This window comes from Streptomyces sp. GQ60 (genome assembly GCF_059758875.1).
Map to the genome: position 1 here is coordinate 50030 of NZ_JCAXEG010000008.1, position 17849 is coordinate 67878.

General features: G+C 73.1%; 13 protein-coding genes and 1 pseudogene. 1 reads left to right on the forward strand and 13 read right to left on the reverse strand.

Annotated features, from left to right (window positions below; genetic code table 11):
- Nucleotides 1-14 precede the first annotated feature (14 nt).
- A pseudogene (locus tag AC6CKD_RS21000) lies at nt 15-3191 on the forward strand (helix-turn-helix transcriptional regulator); the annotation flags it as partial.
- A 36-nt stretch (nt 3192-3227) separates the two neighbouring features.
- On the opposite strand, the gene AC6CKD_RS21005 reads toward AC6CKD_RS21000, so the two are convergent.
- The 13 genes from AC6CKD_RS21005 to AC6CKD_RS21065 all read right to left on the reverse strand — a co-directional run bounded on the left by AC6CKD_RS21005 (nt 3228) and on the right by AC6CKD_RS21065 (nt 17816).
- Nucleotides 3228-3800, reverse strand: a complete 573-nt coding sequence (locus tag AC6CKD_RS21005; protein ID WP_498329326.1) for a sigma-70 family RNA polymerase sigma factor — start codon at nt 3798-3800, stop codon at nt 3228-3230.
- Nucleotides 3801-4040: 240 nt separating this feature from the next.
- Complete coding sequence (locus tag AC6CKD_RS21010; protein ID WP_498328986.1) at nt 4041-4841, reverse strand: VOC family protein; 801 nt, start codon at nt 4839-4841, stop codon at nt 4041-4043.
- Between the two features lie 87 nt (nt 4842-4928).
- The gene (locus AC6CKD_RS21015) at nt 4929-6206 is read right to left on the reverse strand and encodes an FAD-binding protein (protein ID WP_498328987.1); all 1278 of its coding nucleotides are present in this window, start codon (nt 6204-6206) and stop codon (nt 4929-4931) included.
- A gap of 225 nt (nt 6207-6431) precedes the next feature.
- Complete coding sequence (locus tag AC6CKD_RS21020; protein WP_498328988.1) at nt 6432-7940, reverse strand: GuaB1 family IMP dehydrogenase-related protein; 1509 nt, start codon at nt 7938-7940, stop codon at nt 6432-6434.
- 159 nt (nt 7941-8099) lie between these two features.
- A complete protein-coding gene (locus AC6CKD_RS21025) occupies nt 8100-9413 on the reverse strand; it encodes an IS701 family transposase (RefSeq protein WP_498328989.1) in 1314 nt (437 codons plus the stop codon).
- Between the two features lie 72 nt (nt 9414-9485).
- Nucleotides 9486-10133, reverse strand: coding sequence for a TMEM175 family protein (locus AC6CKD_RS21030; RefSeq protein ID WP_498328990.1), 648 nt, complete (start codon nt 10131-10133; stop codon nt 9486-9488).
- A 101-nt stretch (nt 10134-10234) separates the two neighbouring features.
- The gene (locus tag AC6CKD_RS21035) at nt 10235-10576 is read right to left on the reverse strand and encodes a nuclear transport factor 2 family protein (protein WP_498328991.1); all 342 of its coding nucleotides are present in this window, start codon (nt 10574-10576) and stop codon (nt 10235-10237) included.
- Between the two features lie 12 nt (nt 10577-10588).
- On the reverse strand, nt 10589-12109 hold the full coding sequence (locus AC6CKD_RS21040) for an ATP-binding protein (protein WP_498328992.1): 1521 nt from the start codon (nt 12107-12109) through the stop codon (nt 10589-10591).
- Nucleotides 12106-13389: an MFS transporter gene (locus AC6CKD_RS21045; RefSeq protein WP_498328993.1), complete on the reverse strand. Its 1284-nt coding sequence runs from the start codon at nt 13387-13389 to the stop codon at nt 12106-12108. Before AC6CKD_RS21045 ends, AC6CKD_RS21040 begins: the two co-directional genes overlap by 4 nt.
- A gap of 35 nt (nt 13390-13424) precedes the next feature.
- Nucleotides 13425-14249: an FAD binding domain-containing protein gene (locus AC6CKD_RS21050; protein ID WP_498328994.1), complete on the reverse strand. Its 825-nt coding sequence runs from the start codon at nt 14247-14249 to the stop codon at nt 13425-13427.
- On the reverse strand, nt 14246-16651 hold the full coding sequence (locus AC6CKD_RS21055) for a xanthine dehydrogenase family protein molybdopterin-binding subunit (protein WP_498328995.1): 2406 nt from the start codon (nt 16649-16651) through the stop codon (nt 14246-14248). Before AC6CKD_RS21055 ends, AC6CKD_RS21050 begins: the two co-directional genes overlap by 4 nt.
- 5 nt (nt 16652-16656) lie before the next feature.
- Entirely contained in the window at nt 16657-17151 is a 495-nt protein-coding gene (locus AC6CKD_RS21060; protein ID WP_498328996.1) for a (2Fe-2S)-binding protein, read from the reverse strand.
- On the reverse strand, nt 17121-17816 hold the full coding sequence (locus tag AC6CKD_RS21065) for an NADPH-dependent F420 reductase (RefSeq protein ID WP_498328997.1): 696 nt from the start codon (nt 17814-17816) through the stop codon (nt 17121-17123). Before AC6CKD_RS21065 ends, AC6CKD_RS21060 begins: the two co-directional genes overlap by 31 nt.
- Nucleotides 17817-17849: the final 33 nt, after the last annotated feature.

Consider the following 17849-nt stretch of genomic DNA (forward strand, 5'->3'; position numbering starts at 1 on the left):
GAGGGATCGCCGACGTGCGGGTCGGGCGAGAACAGCACCGCGACGAGTGCCGTGACGCGTTGCGGACGTGGGTACGAGCGGGCGCGGAGGGCGGCGGAGCCTGCCTCCTCGTGGAAGGGGAGCCGGGCGCGGGCCGTACCGCCCTGCTGCGCGAGGCGCTGGCCGAGGCGGCCGCACTCGGCTGCCGGGTGCGGTACGGGGCCGCCGAGGCGCTGGGGACCGGGCTCCCGCTGCGCGCGGCGCTGGACTGCCTGCACCCGGCCGGCCCCGGGCGGGCGCGGGCACTGGCCCTGCTGCGGGAGGCCGCCCGGTCGGCCGAGCCCGGCGGGGCGCTGCTGGCGGCCGTGGACCTGCTGGCCGCCGACGTGGCGGAGTGGTGCGCGCGCCGGCCGCTGCTCCTGGCCCTGGACGACCTCCAGTGGGCGGATCCGGCCTCCCTGCTGCTGTGGCGCCACCTCGCACGGGCCACGCGGAGGCTGCCACTGCTGCTGCTGACCGCCCGGCGACGGCTGCCCGGGCGGGTGGAGGTGGACGAGCTGTGCGCCTCCCTGGGCGGCGGGCCGGGCGGGCGGACACTGCGGCTGGAGCCGCTGACGGGGGCGGAGTCGGCCGCCCTGGTCCGGGAGGTGCTGGGCGCTGCGCCGGGCCCCCGGCTGCGGGAGGCCGCCGGGCACGCGGGCGGCAATCCCCGGCTGCTGCGGGAGCTGCTCGCGCACTGGTCCGGAGTCATCGAAGTCCGCGAGGGCACTGCCGAACTGACCCTTCACGTCCGGGACTTGCCGCCGCCCCCGGAGGCGGCGACCCGCGAGCTGAACGGGCTCCCTCCGGCGGCCCTGGCCACGCTCCGGCACGCCGCCCTGCTCGGACCGGCCTTCACGGCGCGCGAGCTGACCCTCGTACGGACGCCCCCGGCCCGGGACCTGCTCGCGGACCTGGAGGCCCCGCTCCTGGCCGGGGTGCTGGAACCGTGCCCGCTGCCGACCGGGCTGCCGGCCGGTCCGCCCGGGTACCACCCCACGGACGGCGACGCCTTGCGGTTCCGGCAGCCGGCCGTGCGGCTCGCCCTGTACGCGGGGCTGCCCCGGGCCGCCCGTACCGTCCTCCACCAGGACGCCGCCCGGGCCTTCGCCGGGGCCGGGCTCGATCCCGCCCGGACCGCGGGGCAGTTGCTGGCGGGCGGGGCGCTGGACCCGTGGGCGGTGCGGTGGGCGGCGGAGTCGGCGCGGGCCCTGATCGCGGCGGCACCCGAGACGGCGGCCGCGCTGCTGCGCCGGGCCGTGGACCAGTGCGCGGACGGGGACGGCGGTCGGCCCCCGGGGCACGGCGCGGAACACCGTGCGGAGCAGAGCCCGGGAGAGTACGCGGAGCAGCCCCCCGGCCGGACCTGGAGTCCGTACCGGGAGGCCCTGGAGGACGGGCTCGCCAATGCCGCGCTGATGCTGCGGCGGCCCGAGTCCGTGGAGCTGCTCCGTACGCTGCGGGAGCGGACGCGGGATCCCGCCCGGCGGGCGGCCCTCGCCTTCAAGCTGGTCTCGGCGCTGATGATCCAGGGGGACATGACCCGGTCCCTACAGGTCACCGAGGAAGCCTTGGCCGAGGAAGCCTCGGCCAAATCAGCCCCGACCGAGGCCGCGCCGGCCAAGGCGGGCCCGACCGAGGCACCCCCGGCCAAGGCAGCCCCGGCCGATCCGGTGCCCGCCGAGCCAGGCCCAGCCGAGGCAGCCACGGCCGAGCCGGTGCCTGGCGATCCGGTGCCGACCGAGCCTGCCCCGGCCAAGGCAGCCCCGGCCAAGCCGGTGCCGGCCGAGCCAGCCCCAGACGAGGCAGCCCCAGCCAAGGCAGCCCCAGCCAAGACGGTGTCGGCCGATCCGCTGCCGGGCGAGCCCGCCCAGACCAAGGCAGCCCCGGCGGAGCCGGGCTCGGCCGAGGCCCCCCGCGCGGGACTGCGGTTGCGCCTGGAGGCGTGCCGGGTCCTGGCGCTGGCCGATCTGCACCGGCCGGAGGAGGCGTACGCGCTGGCCGGTCCGCTGGTCGCCCGGGCGCGGCTGCTCGGCGATCCGCTCTGCGGCGCGGAGGCCGAACACGCCATGTCCTTCGCGCTGTTCCACCTCAACCGGGGCCGGGAGTCCCTGCACCACGTGGCGGCCGGGATCGCGTACGCCCGCCGCAGCCCGGACGCCAACGACATGCGGCTGCTGCTGCTCGCCAACCAGGCCGAGGGCCATCTGCGGTTCGACGAGCCGCACGCCGCCGCGGCGGCGCTGCGCGAGGCCCGGCACCTGGCGGCCCGCACCGGTTCGACCGGCCGGCTCGTGGTCACCGAAGCCCTGCTGTCCGACCTCCGCTACCGGCTCGGCGACTGGGACGCCGCCATGGCCGGCCTCGCCCGGGCGGACGGCATGCCCGTTTCGGACGGCTGGCTGCCGGTGCTGACCCGCGGGCTGCGCGCCCTGATCCTGGGCCACCGGGGCGAACAGGACGCCGCCCGAGCCGAGTTGGCCGGCCTCGGCCCGGACGCGTGCGAGTCGCCCGCGGCCCGCCGGCACGCCGCGCACGTCCTGCTGGCCCGCGCCCTGCTGGCGGAGCGCGACGGGCGTCCCCGCGAGGCGCTGGAGGCGCTGCTGCCCGCGCTGGAGGACGGTGTGGACGAGGCGGTGGCCTTCGACCGCCCCTGGGCGCTGTCGGAAGCCGTCCGGCTCGCGCTGGAGGAGCGGGACACCGGTGCGGCCCGGTCGGCGGTGGCCGCCTGCGCCCGCACGGCGGCGGCCCTGCCGGAGCAGCCGGGGCCGGCGCTGGCGCTGCTGCGCTGCCGCGGACTGTTCGCGCAGGACCCGGAGCTGCTGGCGGAGACGGCCGCGCTGGCGCGGGGCGGGCTGGTGGCGGGCCAGACCCTGGAGGACCTGGCGGTGGCCCGGGCCTGGCACGGGGACCTGCCGGGCGCGCGGTCGGCGCTGACCGGCGCGGTGGCCTCGTACGAGCTCCTCGGCGCCCGGTGGGACATCGCCCGGGCCGACGCCCGGCTGCGGAGCCTGGGGGTGCGCCGGGGCAGCCGGGCGGCGCGGCGGCGGCCGGCGCGGGGGTGGGAGGCGCTGACTCCGGCGGAGCTGAAGGTGGCGCTGCTCGTCGCGCGGGGCCGGACGAACCCCGAGATCGCCTCGGCGCTGTTCCTGTCCCGCCGGACCGTACAGACGCACGTCTCGCACATCCTGGCGAAGCTGGAGGTCCGCTCACGCGCGGAGGTGGCCGTCATCGTAGCCGGGCAGCAGGGCGCGCAGGGCCCGCAGGGCGTAGTACGTACGGGACTTGACCGTGCCGGCGGGCACCCCGAGCGCTTCGGCGGCCTCGCGGACGCTGGCTCCGCGGAAGTAGATCTGCAGGAGCACGGCACGGTGATCGGGGCTGAGTGATCGCAGGGCTCCGCGGACGTCGAGGACGGCGGCGGACCGCTCGGTGCGGTCCTCGTCGGCCGGCGACTGCTCCAGCCCGTCGGGTCCCACCTCGGCGGGGCGCGCCAGGCGGGCCCGGCGGGCGTCGATGGCCACGCGCCGGGCGACGGTGTACAGCCAGGGCCGCAGGGACGCGTGGGCGCCGCTCTCCAGGGCCTCCGGGTGCTTCCAGGCGCGGAACAGGGTCTCCTGGACGAGGTCCTCGGCCCGGTGGCGGTCACCGAAGGTGAGGCCGAGGAGGAATCCGTGGAGCGCCTTGCCGTGCTCCCTCTCCAGCCGGGCGAGGGCGTGCGCGTCGGTGCGGCGGCGGCGGGTGACCGTGACGGTGCCGGCATCCACCGACAGCGGCGACATGAGCGACATGGGCTGCCCCTTCCGGGTCGGGATGCCCTGAGCGTGCCGTTCCGTGCGCGCGGAGTTATCCGCCGCCTGACGTATCCCGCACCGTCCTGCGCCCACCGGTCGCCCGCCGTCGGCGAACGGTCGCCGGGGCACGGCGGCGGGCGGTACGCGGCCGGCCCCGCCGCCGTCCGGGTGGACGGCGGCGGGGCCGGGGGGAGAGGAGGGCCGGGGGGAGAGGAGGGCCGGAGGGGCTCAGGCCTCGGTCGGGGTCAACACCACGAAGTCGGCGTTCGACGGGTCGAGGCAGACGGCCAGCCGGCCGACGCCCTCGGCGTCCGCGGGCCCCATCTGCACGCTGCCGCCGCGCGCGGTGACCTCGGCGACCGCCGCGTCGCAGTCGGTGACGTGGAAGACCGGGTGCCAGTACGGCCGTCCGCCCGCCACGGCCAGGTCCTCCGCGGAGAGCTCCATCAGACCGCCCTGCATGCGCCCCTCGGGCAGCCCGGCGGGAGTGATCAGGGTGTACGTGCCCCCGCCTCCCGGCATCTGCATGTCGCTGAACTGCCACCCGAAGACGCCCCCGTAGAACTCCCGGGCAGCCGCGGCGTCGCTCGTGTACAGCTCGGTCCAGGACAGCGATCCCGGCTGGTCCACGAGGTCGACGCCCTTGTTCTCACCGGGCTGCCAGACGGCGAACTGGCCCCCCAGCGGGTCGCTGTACTGCGCCATCGTGCCCCACTCGTCGAGCTTCCGCGGCTCCACCCGCACGGTGCCGCCGGCGCCCCGGACGGCGCGGGTCGTGGCCTCGGCGTCGGGAACGCTGTAGTAGATCATCCAGGCCGGCCGGGCACCCTCCTCGGTGAGCTTGCCCAGCCCGGCGACGGTCTTGCCGTCCTTCCGGAACATGCCGCCTTCCATGTCTTCCCCCTCGCCCTCCATGGCCTCGTAGTCCCACCCGAGGACGGCGCCGTAGAAGGCCGCGGCGGCGGGGACGTCGGGTGCGCCGAGGTCGAGCCAGCAGGGGGAGCCGGGGACGAAGTCAGTGGTGATCATGACGACTGCCTTTCGCGGATCGAGTACGACCAGCGTGGCACCGGACACCTGCCCGCGCCCGTCGGTCCACGGGCCCGGGCACGGGCCCTAAGGGGCGACCTTCCCGAAGGCCCGGCGGGCGAAGTGGGTCAGCGCGTGCTCCTCGCGCAGTTCCCGGAGGCGCCGGAGTGCCGGAGCTCCGTAGAAGCGCTCCAGCAGGTCCGTGTCGAAGTCGTGGGTGCCGTAGAGGTACGGACGGCCCTTGGCCTCCGCGCAGGCTTCCAGCAGTTCGCGCAGGACGCGCCTGGTCTCGGCGATCCCGCGGGAATCGCCGGTCCCGGCTGCCGTGAAGATGCCGATCAGGTACTGGACGGGGGCGTCCACCACGGGCGCGAGGACGAAGGGGGTGGCCGGTTCGGGGCGCCGGATCACCAGGAAGTAGAGGGCGACCAGGGTCTCGGAGAGCGGATACTCGTCGAGCATGCACTCCACCTTCTTCGTGAAGAGCTTGAAGCCCTCCTCGTCGAAGATGTGGTCCACCCACATGTTCGCGTGGGAATCCTCTTCGAGCAGGTGGTGGAGGTGCTTCGCGGTTTCCCCGTGGCTGAACCGCATGTAGTCGGGGACCGGGAACTCCTGCGCCGGGTCCGCGGGCGCGGGTGCGTCGTCGGTGAGCGATACGTGCGAATACCAGGCGGCCCGGTCGTACATGCCGAAGAAGCTCGACACCCACGGCTCTTGCACGCCGTGCGTCATGAACTCCGTGAGGTCGGCCAGGCCGGTGTGCTCGATCCGGGCCGCCCGCGTGACGGGCTGGTACGGAACCGTCTTCAGGACCACCTTCTTGATGAACCCCACCTGTCCCAGGCCGCCGAGGGCGTAGCGGAACAGTTCGGAGTTCTCCCGGTCGGAGCAGCGGCGCGAGCTGCCCGTTCCGTCGACGAGCTCGATCTCGTGGACCTGGTCGCTCTGCAGTCCGGACCGGACGGAAGCGAGGCCGAACCCTCCGATGGAGAGGTTTCCTCCGACGGTGATGTCGAGGTAGCTGGGCAGGACGGGATTGGAGCGGCCGTGCCGGTTCAGCCACTTCTCCAGTTCGAGCCAGGTGATCCCGCTCGGGACCTCCACCAGGTGTTCGTCCCCGCCGTCCCCGCGCCCGCCCCCGACGAAGCGCGGAGTGGCGTCGGGACGGTAGTTGTCGATGACGACCCCGGGGGAAAGCGTCTGCGTGTTGGTCGAGCGGCCGGCTCCCCGGACGGTCATGTCGCGGCCCGCCGCGGCCGCCTCCCGCATGGCCTCCGCCACGGTGTCGCCCTCGTCCTCCCGCACCACCGCCTGGGGAGGAACGACGGAGGTCCGCCCGAAGTCCCGGCTGAATGTGTCCACCTGTCTTCACCTTTCCACGGCCTGGGGCAGCGCGACGCATCGTCGGCGGTCGACAGTGTGGGCGGGGGCGCTAGCGCAGCACTCGGACGGGCGACGGCCGGCAGGCGGGCACGGCGGCAGGGCGGGCGGGGCCGGGGCGGGCTGGGCCGGGCGGGGCGGGGGCGGACAGCACTGCGCCGGGGCCCCCGTGGGGACCCCGGCGCAGTGGTGAGGAGCGGGGAGCGGCTAGCTCCAGCTCGCGTGCAGCGGCTTGCCCTCGGCGTAGCCCGCCGCGGACTGGATGCCGACCACGGCCTTCTCCTCGAACTCCGCGAGGGAAGCCGCACCGGCGTAGGTGCAGGAGGAGCGGACGCCCGCGATGATCGAGTCGATCAGGTCCTCGACGCCGGGACGGGCCGGGTCCAGGAACATCCGCGAGGTGGAGATGCCCTCTTCGAAGAGACCCTTGCGGGCCCGGTCGTACGAGGACTCCTCCGAGGTGCGGTTCTGGACCGCGCGGGCGGAGGCCATGCCGAAGGACTCCTTGTACAGGCGGCCGTCGGCCGACTGCTGCAGGTCGCCCGGGGACTCGTACGTACCGGCGAACCAGGAGCCGATCATGACGTTCGACGCACCGGCGGCCAGCGCCATCGCCACGTCGCGCGGGTGACGGACGCCGCCGTCGGCCCAGACGTGCTTGCCGTGCTTCTTCGCCTCGGCCGCGCACTCCAGCACCGCGGAGAACTGCGGGCGGCCCACACCGGTCATCATGCGGGTGGTGCACATCGCGCCCGGGCCCACACCGACCTTGATGATGTCGGCGCCGGCGTCGATCAGGTCCTTGACGCCCTCGGCGGCGACGATGTTGCCGGCCACGATCGGGACCTGCGGGTCGAGGGCGCGGACGGCCTTGATCGCGCTGATCATCGATTCCTGGTGGCCGTGCGCGGTGTCGATGACGAGCGTGTCCACGCCCGCGTCGAGCAGCTGCTTGGCCTTGGCCACGAAGTCGCCGTTGATGCCGACGGCGGCCGCGATGCGCAGCTTGCCGTTGGCGTCGGTGGCCGGGGTGTACAGGGTCGCGCGCAGCGCGGCCTTGCGGGTGAGGATGCCGACGAGCTTGCCGTCCCCGTCGACGGCGGGGGCCAGCTTGCGGTGGCCGGCGTCGAGCTTGGTGAAGGCCTCGCGGGGGTCGATGTCGGCGTCGATGAGCAGGAGCTCCTTCGACATGACCTCGGAGAGCTGGGTGAAGCGGTCCACGCCGGTCAGGTCGTGGTCGGTGACGACGCCCACCGGGCGGCCGTCCGCGTCGACGACCACGCCGGCGCCGTGGGCGCGCTTGGGCAGCAGGGACAGCGCGTCGGCGACGGTCTGGGTGGGGGCCAGCGTGATCGGGGTGTCGAGCACGAGGTGGCGGGTCTTCACCCAGGAGATCACGTCGGTGACGACGTCGATCGGGATGTCCTGCGGGATGACGACGATGCCGCCGCGGCGGGCGACCGTCTCGGCCATCCGGCGGCCGGCGATGGCGGTCATGTTGGCCACGACCAGCGGAATGGTGGTGCCGGTGCCGTCAGGCGCGGAGAGGTCGACGCCCTGCCGGGAACCGACCGCGGAGCGGCTCGGCACCATGAACACATCGTCGTACGTAAGGTCGTACGGCGGCTTCAGGTCATTGAGAAAACGCACGTGCTGAACATCCCAGTCGTTCGGAGGTGACCCCGACAGGGCAGTCGAGGAACGCACGTACTTCATTCTCACACGACCTGGAGTTCACACCGCCCCGGCCGATCGTCCAGGACATTTGGGGCCGGATGGTCGCTTCCTACGGGACCTTGGTCCTCCGGCCGGTGCCCCGCCGGGCGCCCGGCGGGGCACCGGCCGGAGGACCGGCGGGTCCGCCCGCGCCCGGCATCAGCGGATGTACTCGCGGCGCGGGCTCTGCCCGGGGATGACCGGTCTCGGCGGCAGCACGGGCGGTCCGGCGGTGTGGGCCGCGGCGACCGTACGGGTGGGGGCGGCACGGGCCGGGCCGGGGTACGGCTCGGGCCGTGACGAGTGGGGGCCCCGGCCGCGCGCGCCCAGCAGCATCGCGGCGTGGGCGACACTGGCGAGGGTGGCGTGGTGGTGCCAGCCCCGGAAGGAGCGGCCCTCGAAATCGCGGATTCCGGCGGATTCGCAGACCTCGGTGAAGTCGAGCGCGACCCGGTCGGTGAGTTTGGCGAGGAGGAACAGCTGCGCGAGCGGCCGGTCCCCGATGTTGGTGATCCAGAACTCCGAGGGCAGCAGGGCGGTCTCGGTCCAGGCCCCGACGAGCAGCAGCGGGGTGGGCGGGGCCGGGGCGGGCCGGTCCTCGCCGGGGGTGGCGAGGATGGCGGCCGAGGTGAGCAGGGTGACCGCTCCCTCGGCGCGCCCGTGCCGGGTCCATTCGACGACGCGCCGCTGGGAGCGCAGGGAGTCGATGAGCTCGCGGGCCGGCGCCGTGTGCGGGCCGGGCTTGTGGCGGCCCGCCCCGCCGAAGGAGACGGGCAGGGTGCCGTCCACCTTGAATACGAAGGGGATGTCCTGCATCGCGAACGACTCGATGCACTGGGGAAGTTCACCGTTGGAGACCTCCATCACCACGGGCCTGCGCTGGAGTTGCCAGGTGGCGGCCATCCGCTGGACCGCGTGTACCGCGTCCTGGGCGGGGGTGAGCGAGCGGGCCGTGTCGGGGATGCCGGCCCGCCGTCGTCGCAGGAGTTCCGCCGTCCAGGGCCCGGGGAGGGTGAGGGTCCATTCGACGGGGAAGCCGGCGTCGCTGGAGGTGAGCCAGATTCCGCTGGCCTGCTGACAGTTGGCGGTGCGGCCCAGCTGGGGGACGAACTGCCGGCCCACGCCGACCGATCGGTCGCCGGCCTTCTCTATGACCATGGGCTGCACCACCCAGGCCAGCGGGCGCTGCGCGGTGCGTTCCAGGTGCTGGGCGAGGGAGCGGCGGACGGGGGTCCAGTCCCAGGGGGATTTGCTGATGAACTGCTGGAGGCTCTGCTCGACGGAACTGGCCCCTGTTCCGGCGATGTTACGAATTGTTTTCTTTCCGTTGGTCCCCACCAGGCCGTTCAGGTATACGCGGGCCCAGTTTCGCTGGTCCCGCCGAGGTAAGGACTCGAAGAAGAGCGAGATCAGAACGTCGATCAATTCGGAGATTTCCTTCGCGGATTCCTCCGGCAGGACTACGCGAGACATCTGGGCCTCCCCCGCGACCAGCTAGATCCAATACCCTACTTGACCGCGGAGAACGGCCGTAGGTCCCGACGGCTACTTCCTGAGGTCGCTGACAGATTCGAGCCGCTCTTCTTCTACCACGAGGGGGATCGGGATCTGGTTCGCCGCATAGTAGAGCGCGATCAGGAAGTGGGCGACGAGAGTGAGCGGAGCGGAGAAGAACGCCAGGGCGACCGTGCAGGGGTAGGCGATGGCACCCAGCCCGAAGCGGATCCTGGTGGCCCGGGCGCCGTCCCTGTCCACCTGATCGTGGAAGAGGTGCCCGACCCGGGTGACGTACCACCAGAAGGCCATGAAGGCCAAGGCGTAGGCCACGGTGACGAGGCTGTAGAGGACGGCCGCCGCGTTGGCCGACCCCCCTTCTTCCGTGAGGTGTTCGGCGAGCACGTTGGTGGTGTAGGGGATCACCGAGACGACCATCAGCACCAGGAGGTTCAGGAACAGTAGCGGGCGGTCGACCCGCTTGATGTGACTGAAGATGGTGTGGTGGTTCACCCACATCACGCCGATGATGAGGAAACTCACCACATAGGCGGCGTAGTGCGGCCACTGCTCGCGCACTCCGTGCCAGAAATCGGAGCCGGTTTCTTCCGGAACTTTCAATTCCAGGACAAGGATGGTGATGATGATCGCGAATACGCCGTCACTGAATGCCTCGACCCGGCCGGTTTCCGTTTCCATGACCTCCCCTTCACGCTTCTTGCATATATCTACGGCTGTCGCACATGCGGGGAGGGCGTACATCCCCGCCCTCCCCGCACACGCTACCCAGATTTCGGCAATCAGCCGCCAAATCCCGCTGTTTGCCGCCAGATTCGGCCATCACGCACCACGAGCGTTCCGAACGCGTGCTCCGGTTCGCCGTTCAGGTTCATGATCGCCCGGTAGAAGATCGTGTCGTCGGTCTCGACGTACTCCTGCAGCTCCACGAGGGTGGGCTTCACCGTCAGGTACCCGGTGAACGTCTCGCGCACGGCGTCGATGCCGACGGAGACGCCCTCGAAGCGCAACAGCACCGCGTCGTCGGTGTAGTTCTTCATGACCGCGTCGATGTCGAGGGCGGCGAGCGCCTCCATCTGCCGGACGAACACCGGGTGCAGCGTGGAGATGTCGTACTTGGGCATGTCGACTCCCTTTCAACTCTTCGATGGGGATGGATCGGTCGGATCGGTGGGTGCGGCCGGCACGGCGCAGGACGGGTCGGTCCCGGACAGCGGCAGCCGGACGGTCATCCGGGTCTCCCCGGGGCGCGAGCGGGCCGTGATCGACCCGTGGTGGCGCTGGGTCACGATGCGGTAGCTGAGGTGCAGACCGAGGCCCGTGCCCTTCCCCACGTCCTTGGTCGTGTAGAAGGGTTCGAAGATCCTCGGCAGGGACTCCGCGGGAATGCCCGAGCCCGTGTCGGCGACCTCCACCACCATGCAGACGCCTTCGACCCGGGCCCGCAGGGTGAGGGTTCCGGCGCCTTCCATGGCGGCCGCCGCATTGTCGACCAGGTTGGTCCACACCTGGTTCAACTCACTCGGATAGCCCGTCAGTTCGGGCAGGCCCGGTTCGTACGCGCGCACGATCACGATCCCGGCGAGCTTCGCACGCAGCACGACCAGCGTGTTCTCCAGTCCGTCGGTCACCGCGAACCGCTGCTCGGGGGCCCGGTCGAGATTGGCGTAATCCCGGGTGGCCGAGACCAGTTGCGAGATCCGCGGACCGGCCGCCCGCAGCTCCGCGGCGAGCGAGCGGATCTCCAGGAGGGCCGCCAGGTGGTCCAGGGCCGCGGGCAGGGCCGGCTCGCCGACCCCCTCCAGCCGCTCCAGCAGCCCGCCCAGGTCCAGTCCGAGGTCGGAGACCCCCGAGCCGAGCAGCCCGGCCCGCTCCGCGCCGGCCTCCTCGGCCCAGTCGGCGATCTCCTCCTCCATGTCCGCCTGTGCCAGCGGATCGGTGACCACCGGCGGCGCCGCCTTGTCCAGCTCGGCGGCGAGCTGCTCGAACACGGAGCGCTCGGCCTCCGTGGCGGCCGCGCCCCAGGCCTGGGCGGTGCGCGTGAGCTGGTCCAGCGCGGGCGCCAGCTCCTGCGCGGCGCGGGCCACCGCCGCGGCGGGATTGTTCAGCTCGTGCGCCAGGCCGGCAGCCAGTGTGCCCAGCGCTTCGACGGTGGCCCGTTTGCGGGCCTGGACCTCGGAGGACTTGATGCGCCAGGCCAGCACGGGGATCAGTACGGCGGCCACCCCGTGGCAGCGGGTCAGCATCTCGAAGAAGACCGGCTTCGCGTACGCCACCACGGTGGTGGCCGGCCCGCTCGCCGCGGCCGTGGCCACGTACGCCCCGTCCGTCAGCAGCGGCAGCTCGCCGGTGAACCGGTGCGCGGCCGAGGGCTTGCCGTCGTGGTCCTCGGCGGCGGCGCCCTCCTCCTCGGTGGAGTGCCGGGTCAGGACCTCCTCGCGGCCGTCGACGACCTTGGTCACCACGAGGCCCCCGGAGAGCAGGACGTGGAAGCCGGTGGCCTCCTCCCCGTCACGGAAGAGGACCTCCCCGTCCGCGAGCGCCCGGGGTTCGGAGACCGAGACCAGCCAGTCCAGCTGTTCCTCCGTGAGGCCCTCGAAGATCTCCAGCGCGTGCAGCGCGGTACGCAGCGCGGCGGAGCCCGGGGCGACGCTCATGCGGTGCTCCCTTCCGTCCTGGTGCGGGCAGCCAGCCGCAGGGTGGCCAGCAGGGCGAGCGCGCACACGGCGGCGACGGTGGCCATGAAGCCGACAGAGGTGCGCTGCAGCCCGTGGATGTTGGTGAGCAGTCCGGCCAGCACCGCCGGCACGCTCATCGCGAGGTACGCGAACACGTAGACGGCGGCGGTCAGTTCGCCCCGGTGCGCGGGCTCGGCCAGGGCGCTCAGCGCGCGGAAGGAGCCGAGGAAGGCGGCGCCCCAGCCGGCCCCGAGGACGGCGGTGGCCACGAGGAACACGGGGGCCGAGCCGAGCCCGAGCGCGAGGAGCACCAGGGCCAGCCCGCCGAGCAGGCCGGACAGGCCGAGGACGGCGGTGCGCAGGGCCTCGGTGCGGCCCAGCAGGAGCTGGGCGGCGGTGGCGGCTCCCGCCAGGAGGGCCACGGTGGCTCCGCCGACGAGGTAGTTGGTGCTCCGGAGCAGGGAGAGGACCAGGTGCGGCCCGAGCGAGAGGTAGAAGCCGCCGACCGACCAGACGGCCACGATGGTCAGGATCAGGACGGCGAAGCGGCCGCGCACGGCGGCGGGGATGTGGATCCGGTGCGGGGCGATCTTCAGCCGTCCGCCGCTCCGGCCCGCCCGCCCCGGGGCGCTCTCCGCCATACGGGCCACGCCGATCAGGCAGACGGCGAAGGCCCCCACGAGCAGCAGGTAGGTCAGGACGGTCGGAGCGGGCGCGTACTGCACGAGCAGCCCCGCCCCGATGCCGCCGAGGCCGATGCCCACGGTCGGGCCGGCGCTGTTGACCTGGGCTCCCAGCGCGGGCCGGGAGCGGGGGGCGAGTTCCAGCAGGGCGGCGCCCACGGCCCCGGTGGCCAGGCCCACCGCCAGGCCCTGCACGGCGCGGGCGGCGAGCAGCAGGCCGAGCCCCCGGGCCGAGGCGAACAGCCCCATGGAGACGATCGCGAGGACCAGCCCCGCGGCGAGTACGGGCCGCCGGCCGAGGGTGTCGGAGAGCGAGCCGAACAGCAGGAGTCCGGCGAGCACGGTGACGGCGTACAGGGCGAAGACCACCGTGATCATGCCCGAGGACAGGCCCCACTCCTGCTGGTAGAGCACGTAGAGGGCGGAGGGTACGGACGAGGAGAGCATCAGCAGGACGAGAACCGCGCCCACCACCCGGAAGCCGGAGCCCCCCGGTGCGCCTGCGGAGCCGGCGGCTGGACGCAAGGTGACCCCCGTGGTGGTCGTGGACGGTGCCGTCCGTTTCGTCGTGGGCAACGGTTCCACTGCTTCAACTCCCCCGTCGTGGACGGTCAGGCGGGTGCCTGCACGGCTCTCGTGAGCGCGCGGGCGGTGAGTACGCCCGCGAGGTGGCCGAGGTACTCGGCCGAGGTGCCGCGCCCCGGGACGAACAGCTCCCGGGGTTCGGCGCGGAAGGCCGCGAGCACCCTCTCCGTCGTGTACGGGCCCCCGCCGAGCCGTTCTTCGACCCGGCGCAGCCGCATCGCGCGGGCGGTGGCCCCGGTGACCGCGATGCGCGGCCCGTCGGGGGTGATCCGTACGGCGGCGGCGCAGACCGGGTAGCGGGTGGCCCGGTCGGCGGTCTTCTCGAAGGCGGCGGCGCGTCCGGCGGCCGGCACGAGCAGGGCGGTGACGACGGTGCCCGCCGGGACGCCGGAGGCGGCCAGTTCCTCGGCGGTGATCGTCGACACCCCGCCCGGTCCGGCCAGTTCGGCCGTGGCTCCGGCGGCCATCGCCGCGACGGGCAGGTCGGTGGCCCGGCCGGTGGCGGCGAGGTTGCCGCCGGCCGTGCCGAGGTTGCGGACCTGGGGGTCGCCGTTGGCGCGGGCCGCTGCGGCGATCTCCGGAGCCCCGGCCAGCACCAGGGGGTCCGCGGCCAGTTCGGCCAGGGTGGTCATCGCCCCGATCCGGAGCCCCCCGGAGGTCCGCTCGACGCCGCGGAGCTCTTCCAGCCGGCGGATGTCGACGAGCAGCGAGGCCCGGTCCTCCCCCGTGCGCAGACCGGGCAGCAGGCTCTGCCCGCCGGCCAGCACCCGGGCGCCGGGGCGGCCGGCCAGCAGGGTCAGGGCCTCGTCGAGGCCGACGGGGCGTACGTAGTCGAACTCGGTGAGGATCACTGGGCTTCCCCTCTCAGGCGGCGCCAGACCTTCTCGGGGGTGACCGGCATGTCGATGTGCTGGACGCCCAGGTCGGACAGGGCGTCGACGACGGCGTTGACGACGGCCGCGGCGGGCGGCACGGTGGCGATCTCGCCGGCCCCCTTGGCTCCCAGCGGGTTGTGCGGGGAGGGGGTGACCGTCTTGTCGAGGGTGAAGAACGGCGCGTCGATGGCGCGCGGCAGCGCGTAGTGGTTCAGGTCCCGGCTGACGAGCCGCCCGTCGCGGTCGTACTCGGCGTGCTCCATGAGGGCCTGGCCGAGCCCGTGCAGGATGCTTCCCTCGATCTGGCCGAGGACGATCTTCGGGTTGCCGATGTGGCCCGCGTCGTCGACGGCGGTGTAGGCCACCACCTCTGTCTCACCGGTCAGTTCGTCGATCTCGACGACCGCGACGTGCGTTCCGAAGGGGTAGTTGAAGTCCGGCGGGTCGAAGTGGGTGGTCTCGTCGAGGGCGGGCTCGATCTCGGGGGGCAGCCCCCAGCCGTACCACATGGCCATCGCCAGCTCGGCGAAGGTCTTGGTGTTCTCCTCGTTGCCCTCTTCGAAGACCCTGCCGTCCGCGTAGACGACCTTGTCCTCGGTCACGCCGAGGAAGACGGCTCCGGCCTTGACCAGCTTGCTCTTGATCTTCCGGGCGGTGAGGGCGATCGCCGGCGCGGCCATGCTGTAGGAGCGCGAGCCGTACGTGCCCTGCCCGTACGGAGCCTTGAGCGTGTCTCCCTCGTACACCTGGACCTGCGCCGGGTCGATGCCGAGCTCGTCGGCGGCGACCTGCGCGAAGACGGTGCCGTGGCTCTGGCCGGTGGAGGCGGAGCCGACGGTGACGGTGACCTCGCCGGTGGGGTGGACGCGGATGTTCGCGCTCTCCCACGTCCCGCCGAGCATGCCTTCCTTGGACATCCGGGTGGAGGGGCCGACCCCGCAGATCGCCACGTACGCGGCGATGCCGACGCCGAGCCGCTTGCCGCGGGCGCGGGCCTCGGTCTTGCGGGCGGGCATGTCGGCGTAGCCCGAGAGTTCGATGGCCCGGTCGAAGTTGAGCTGGTAGTCGCCCGAGTCGTAGGTCCAGCCGAGGCCGTTGTCGTACGGGAACTTCTCCTTCGGCACCAGGTTCCTGCGGCGCACCGCGGCCGGGTCCATGCCGATCTCGGAGGCGTACCGGTCCACGAGCCGCTCCATCAGGAACGTGGCCTCGGCGCGCCCGCTGCCGCGCTGGGCGCCGAGCGGGACGGTGTTGGTGAAGGCCGCGTAGACCTCGCAGAAGGCCGCGTCGATGTCGTACATGCCGCTGATGGAGCGGCCCATCAGGGCGGTGGCGACGCCGGGGCCGATGGTGGAGGGGTAGGCACCGAGGTTGGCGTAGCTCGTGCAGCGCACGGCTGTGATCCGGCCGTCGCGGGTGCCGGCCAGGGTGACGTGCTGGCGGTGGTCGCGCCCCTGGACGGTGGAGTTCATGAGCCCGGTGCGGGTGTCGACCCATTTCACGGGCCGGCCGAGCGCCTTGGACAGCAGCAGGACCAGCGGCATGTCGGGGTACAGGTACCCCTTGGTGCCGAAGCTGCCGCCGACGGTCGGGGCGACGACGCGGAGCTTGTTGAAGGGGATGCCGAGGACCAGGGCGGACAGCAGGAAGCGGTGGTTGTGCGGGCCCTGGGTGGAGGCGTACAGCGTGTACTCGCCGGTGGCCGCGTTGTAGTCGCCCACCGCGCCGCGCGGCTCGATGGGGCTGTTGATGGTGCGCTGGTTGACCAGGTCCAGCTCGACGGTGACCTCGGCCGCGGCGATGGCCGCGTCGGTGCGGTCCTTGTCTCCGCAGGTCCAGTACGCGTTCAGGTTGCCGGGGACGGACTCGTGGAGCCGGGGGGCGCCTTCGGCGAGGGCCTCGTCGGCGCGGGTCACCACCGGCAGCGGCTCGTACTCGACGGAGATGGCGGCGAGGGCGGCGGCGGCCTGGCGCGGGGTCTCGGCGACGACCGCGGCGACGGGGTCGCCGACGTGACGCACGGTGTCGCCGGACAGCACCGGACGGGAGCCGGGAAGTCCGTAGGGGTGGGGCGGGAAGTGGCTCTCGACGCCGCCGGGTATCCAGATGCAGGGCAGGGGCATGACGTCGGTGAAGTCGGCCGCGGTGGCCACCTTCAGCACGCCCGGCAGCTGCTCGGCGGCCTTGGTGTCGATGGAGAGGATCTTCGCGTGGGCCACGGGACTGCCGAGGATCGCCATGTGCGCGGTGCCCGGCAGGTCGATGTCGCCCACGTACGTGGCCTCGCCGCGCAGCAGCTGCGGATCCTCGCGGCTGTCCAGCGGCTGCCCGAGGACACCGCCGCCCCGGGGCGAGGTCTCCCCCGTCGCTGTGGTCATCTGCCTCACCCCTCCTGTCCGGACGCGGCGGCGGTCGCGGACGCGGACGCCGTGGCTGACACCGTGGCGGACGCCGGCTGCGCGGCCTCGTCCGCGCGGGCCGCGGAGCAGGCGCGCTGCACTCCTCGGACGACGCTGTGGTAACCCGTGCAGCGGCACAGGTTGCCGGTGAGCCACTCGCGGATCTCGGGTTCGGTGGGCGCCTCGCGGTCGGCGGTGTTGCCGACCAGTTCCCCGAGGGCCATGACCATCCCGGGGGTGCAGAAGCCGCACTGGGTGCCGTGTTCCTGGCGCAAGGCCTCCTGGAGGCCGGTGAGTTCACCGCCGGGGGTGGTGACCCCCTCGATGGTGGTCACCGCGGAGCCGGCGGCCGCCGCGGTGAGGATCAGGCAGCTCTTGACGGAGCGGCCGTCGAGCTGGACGACGCAGGTTCCGCACTGGCCGGTGTCACAGCCGACTTTGGTGCCGGTCAGTCCGAGACCGTCGCGGAGCCGTTCCACGAGCAGTTCGTTCGGCTGCGCCGCGAACTGCTCGGGTCTTCCGTTGACGTTGAGTGAGAGGTCCATTCCAGCGCCTGCGCTTCCGTGAGCGGCCGGTTGAAGAGGGGCCCGCCGGGCTGCTGGAGAATTCCTCCGGAGCGCAGCGGGCCGGTGTCCACGGGAGCGAATCCGAGATCCGTGATGATTCCCGCGACTATTTCTTTGGCTTTCCCGTCGTCGCCCGCCGTGAAATGGGCCAGACGCGGCCCCGAAGCGGTTCCGGCGACGGCGAGCGTCTCGAAATGCATGGTGTTCAGCGATTTCACGATCCGGGTCCCCGGATACCATTCGGCGACGAGTTCGCTGGAGCCCCGGCCGCCGAGGTCCCGGGGGGCGCCCGGGCCGCTGAACGCGTTGGTGGCGTCCACCAGCACGGTGTCCCGTACGGCTTCCCGCGGCAGCAGCCCCGGGACGCTGTCGAACGGCACCATCAGGACGAGGGCTTCGGACCGGGCCGCGGCCTCGGCGGGGTGCGCCGCCGAGGCCGCGGGGCCCAGTTCGGCCAGCAGGGCCGCGAGGCTCCGCGGCCCCCGGGCGTTGGCGAGCACGACCTGGTGGTCCGCCGCCACGAGGATCCTGGCCAGGGTCGATCCGATCCGGCCCGTGCCGATGACGCCGATGCGCATGGGGGCTCCTCAGGTGGTCTCGGTGCGGGCGGG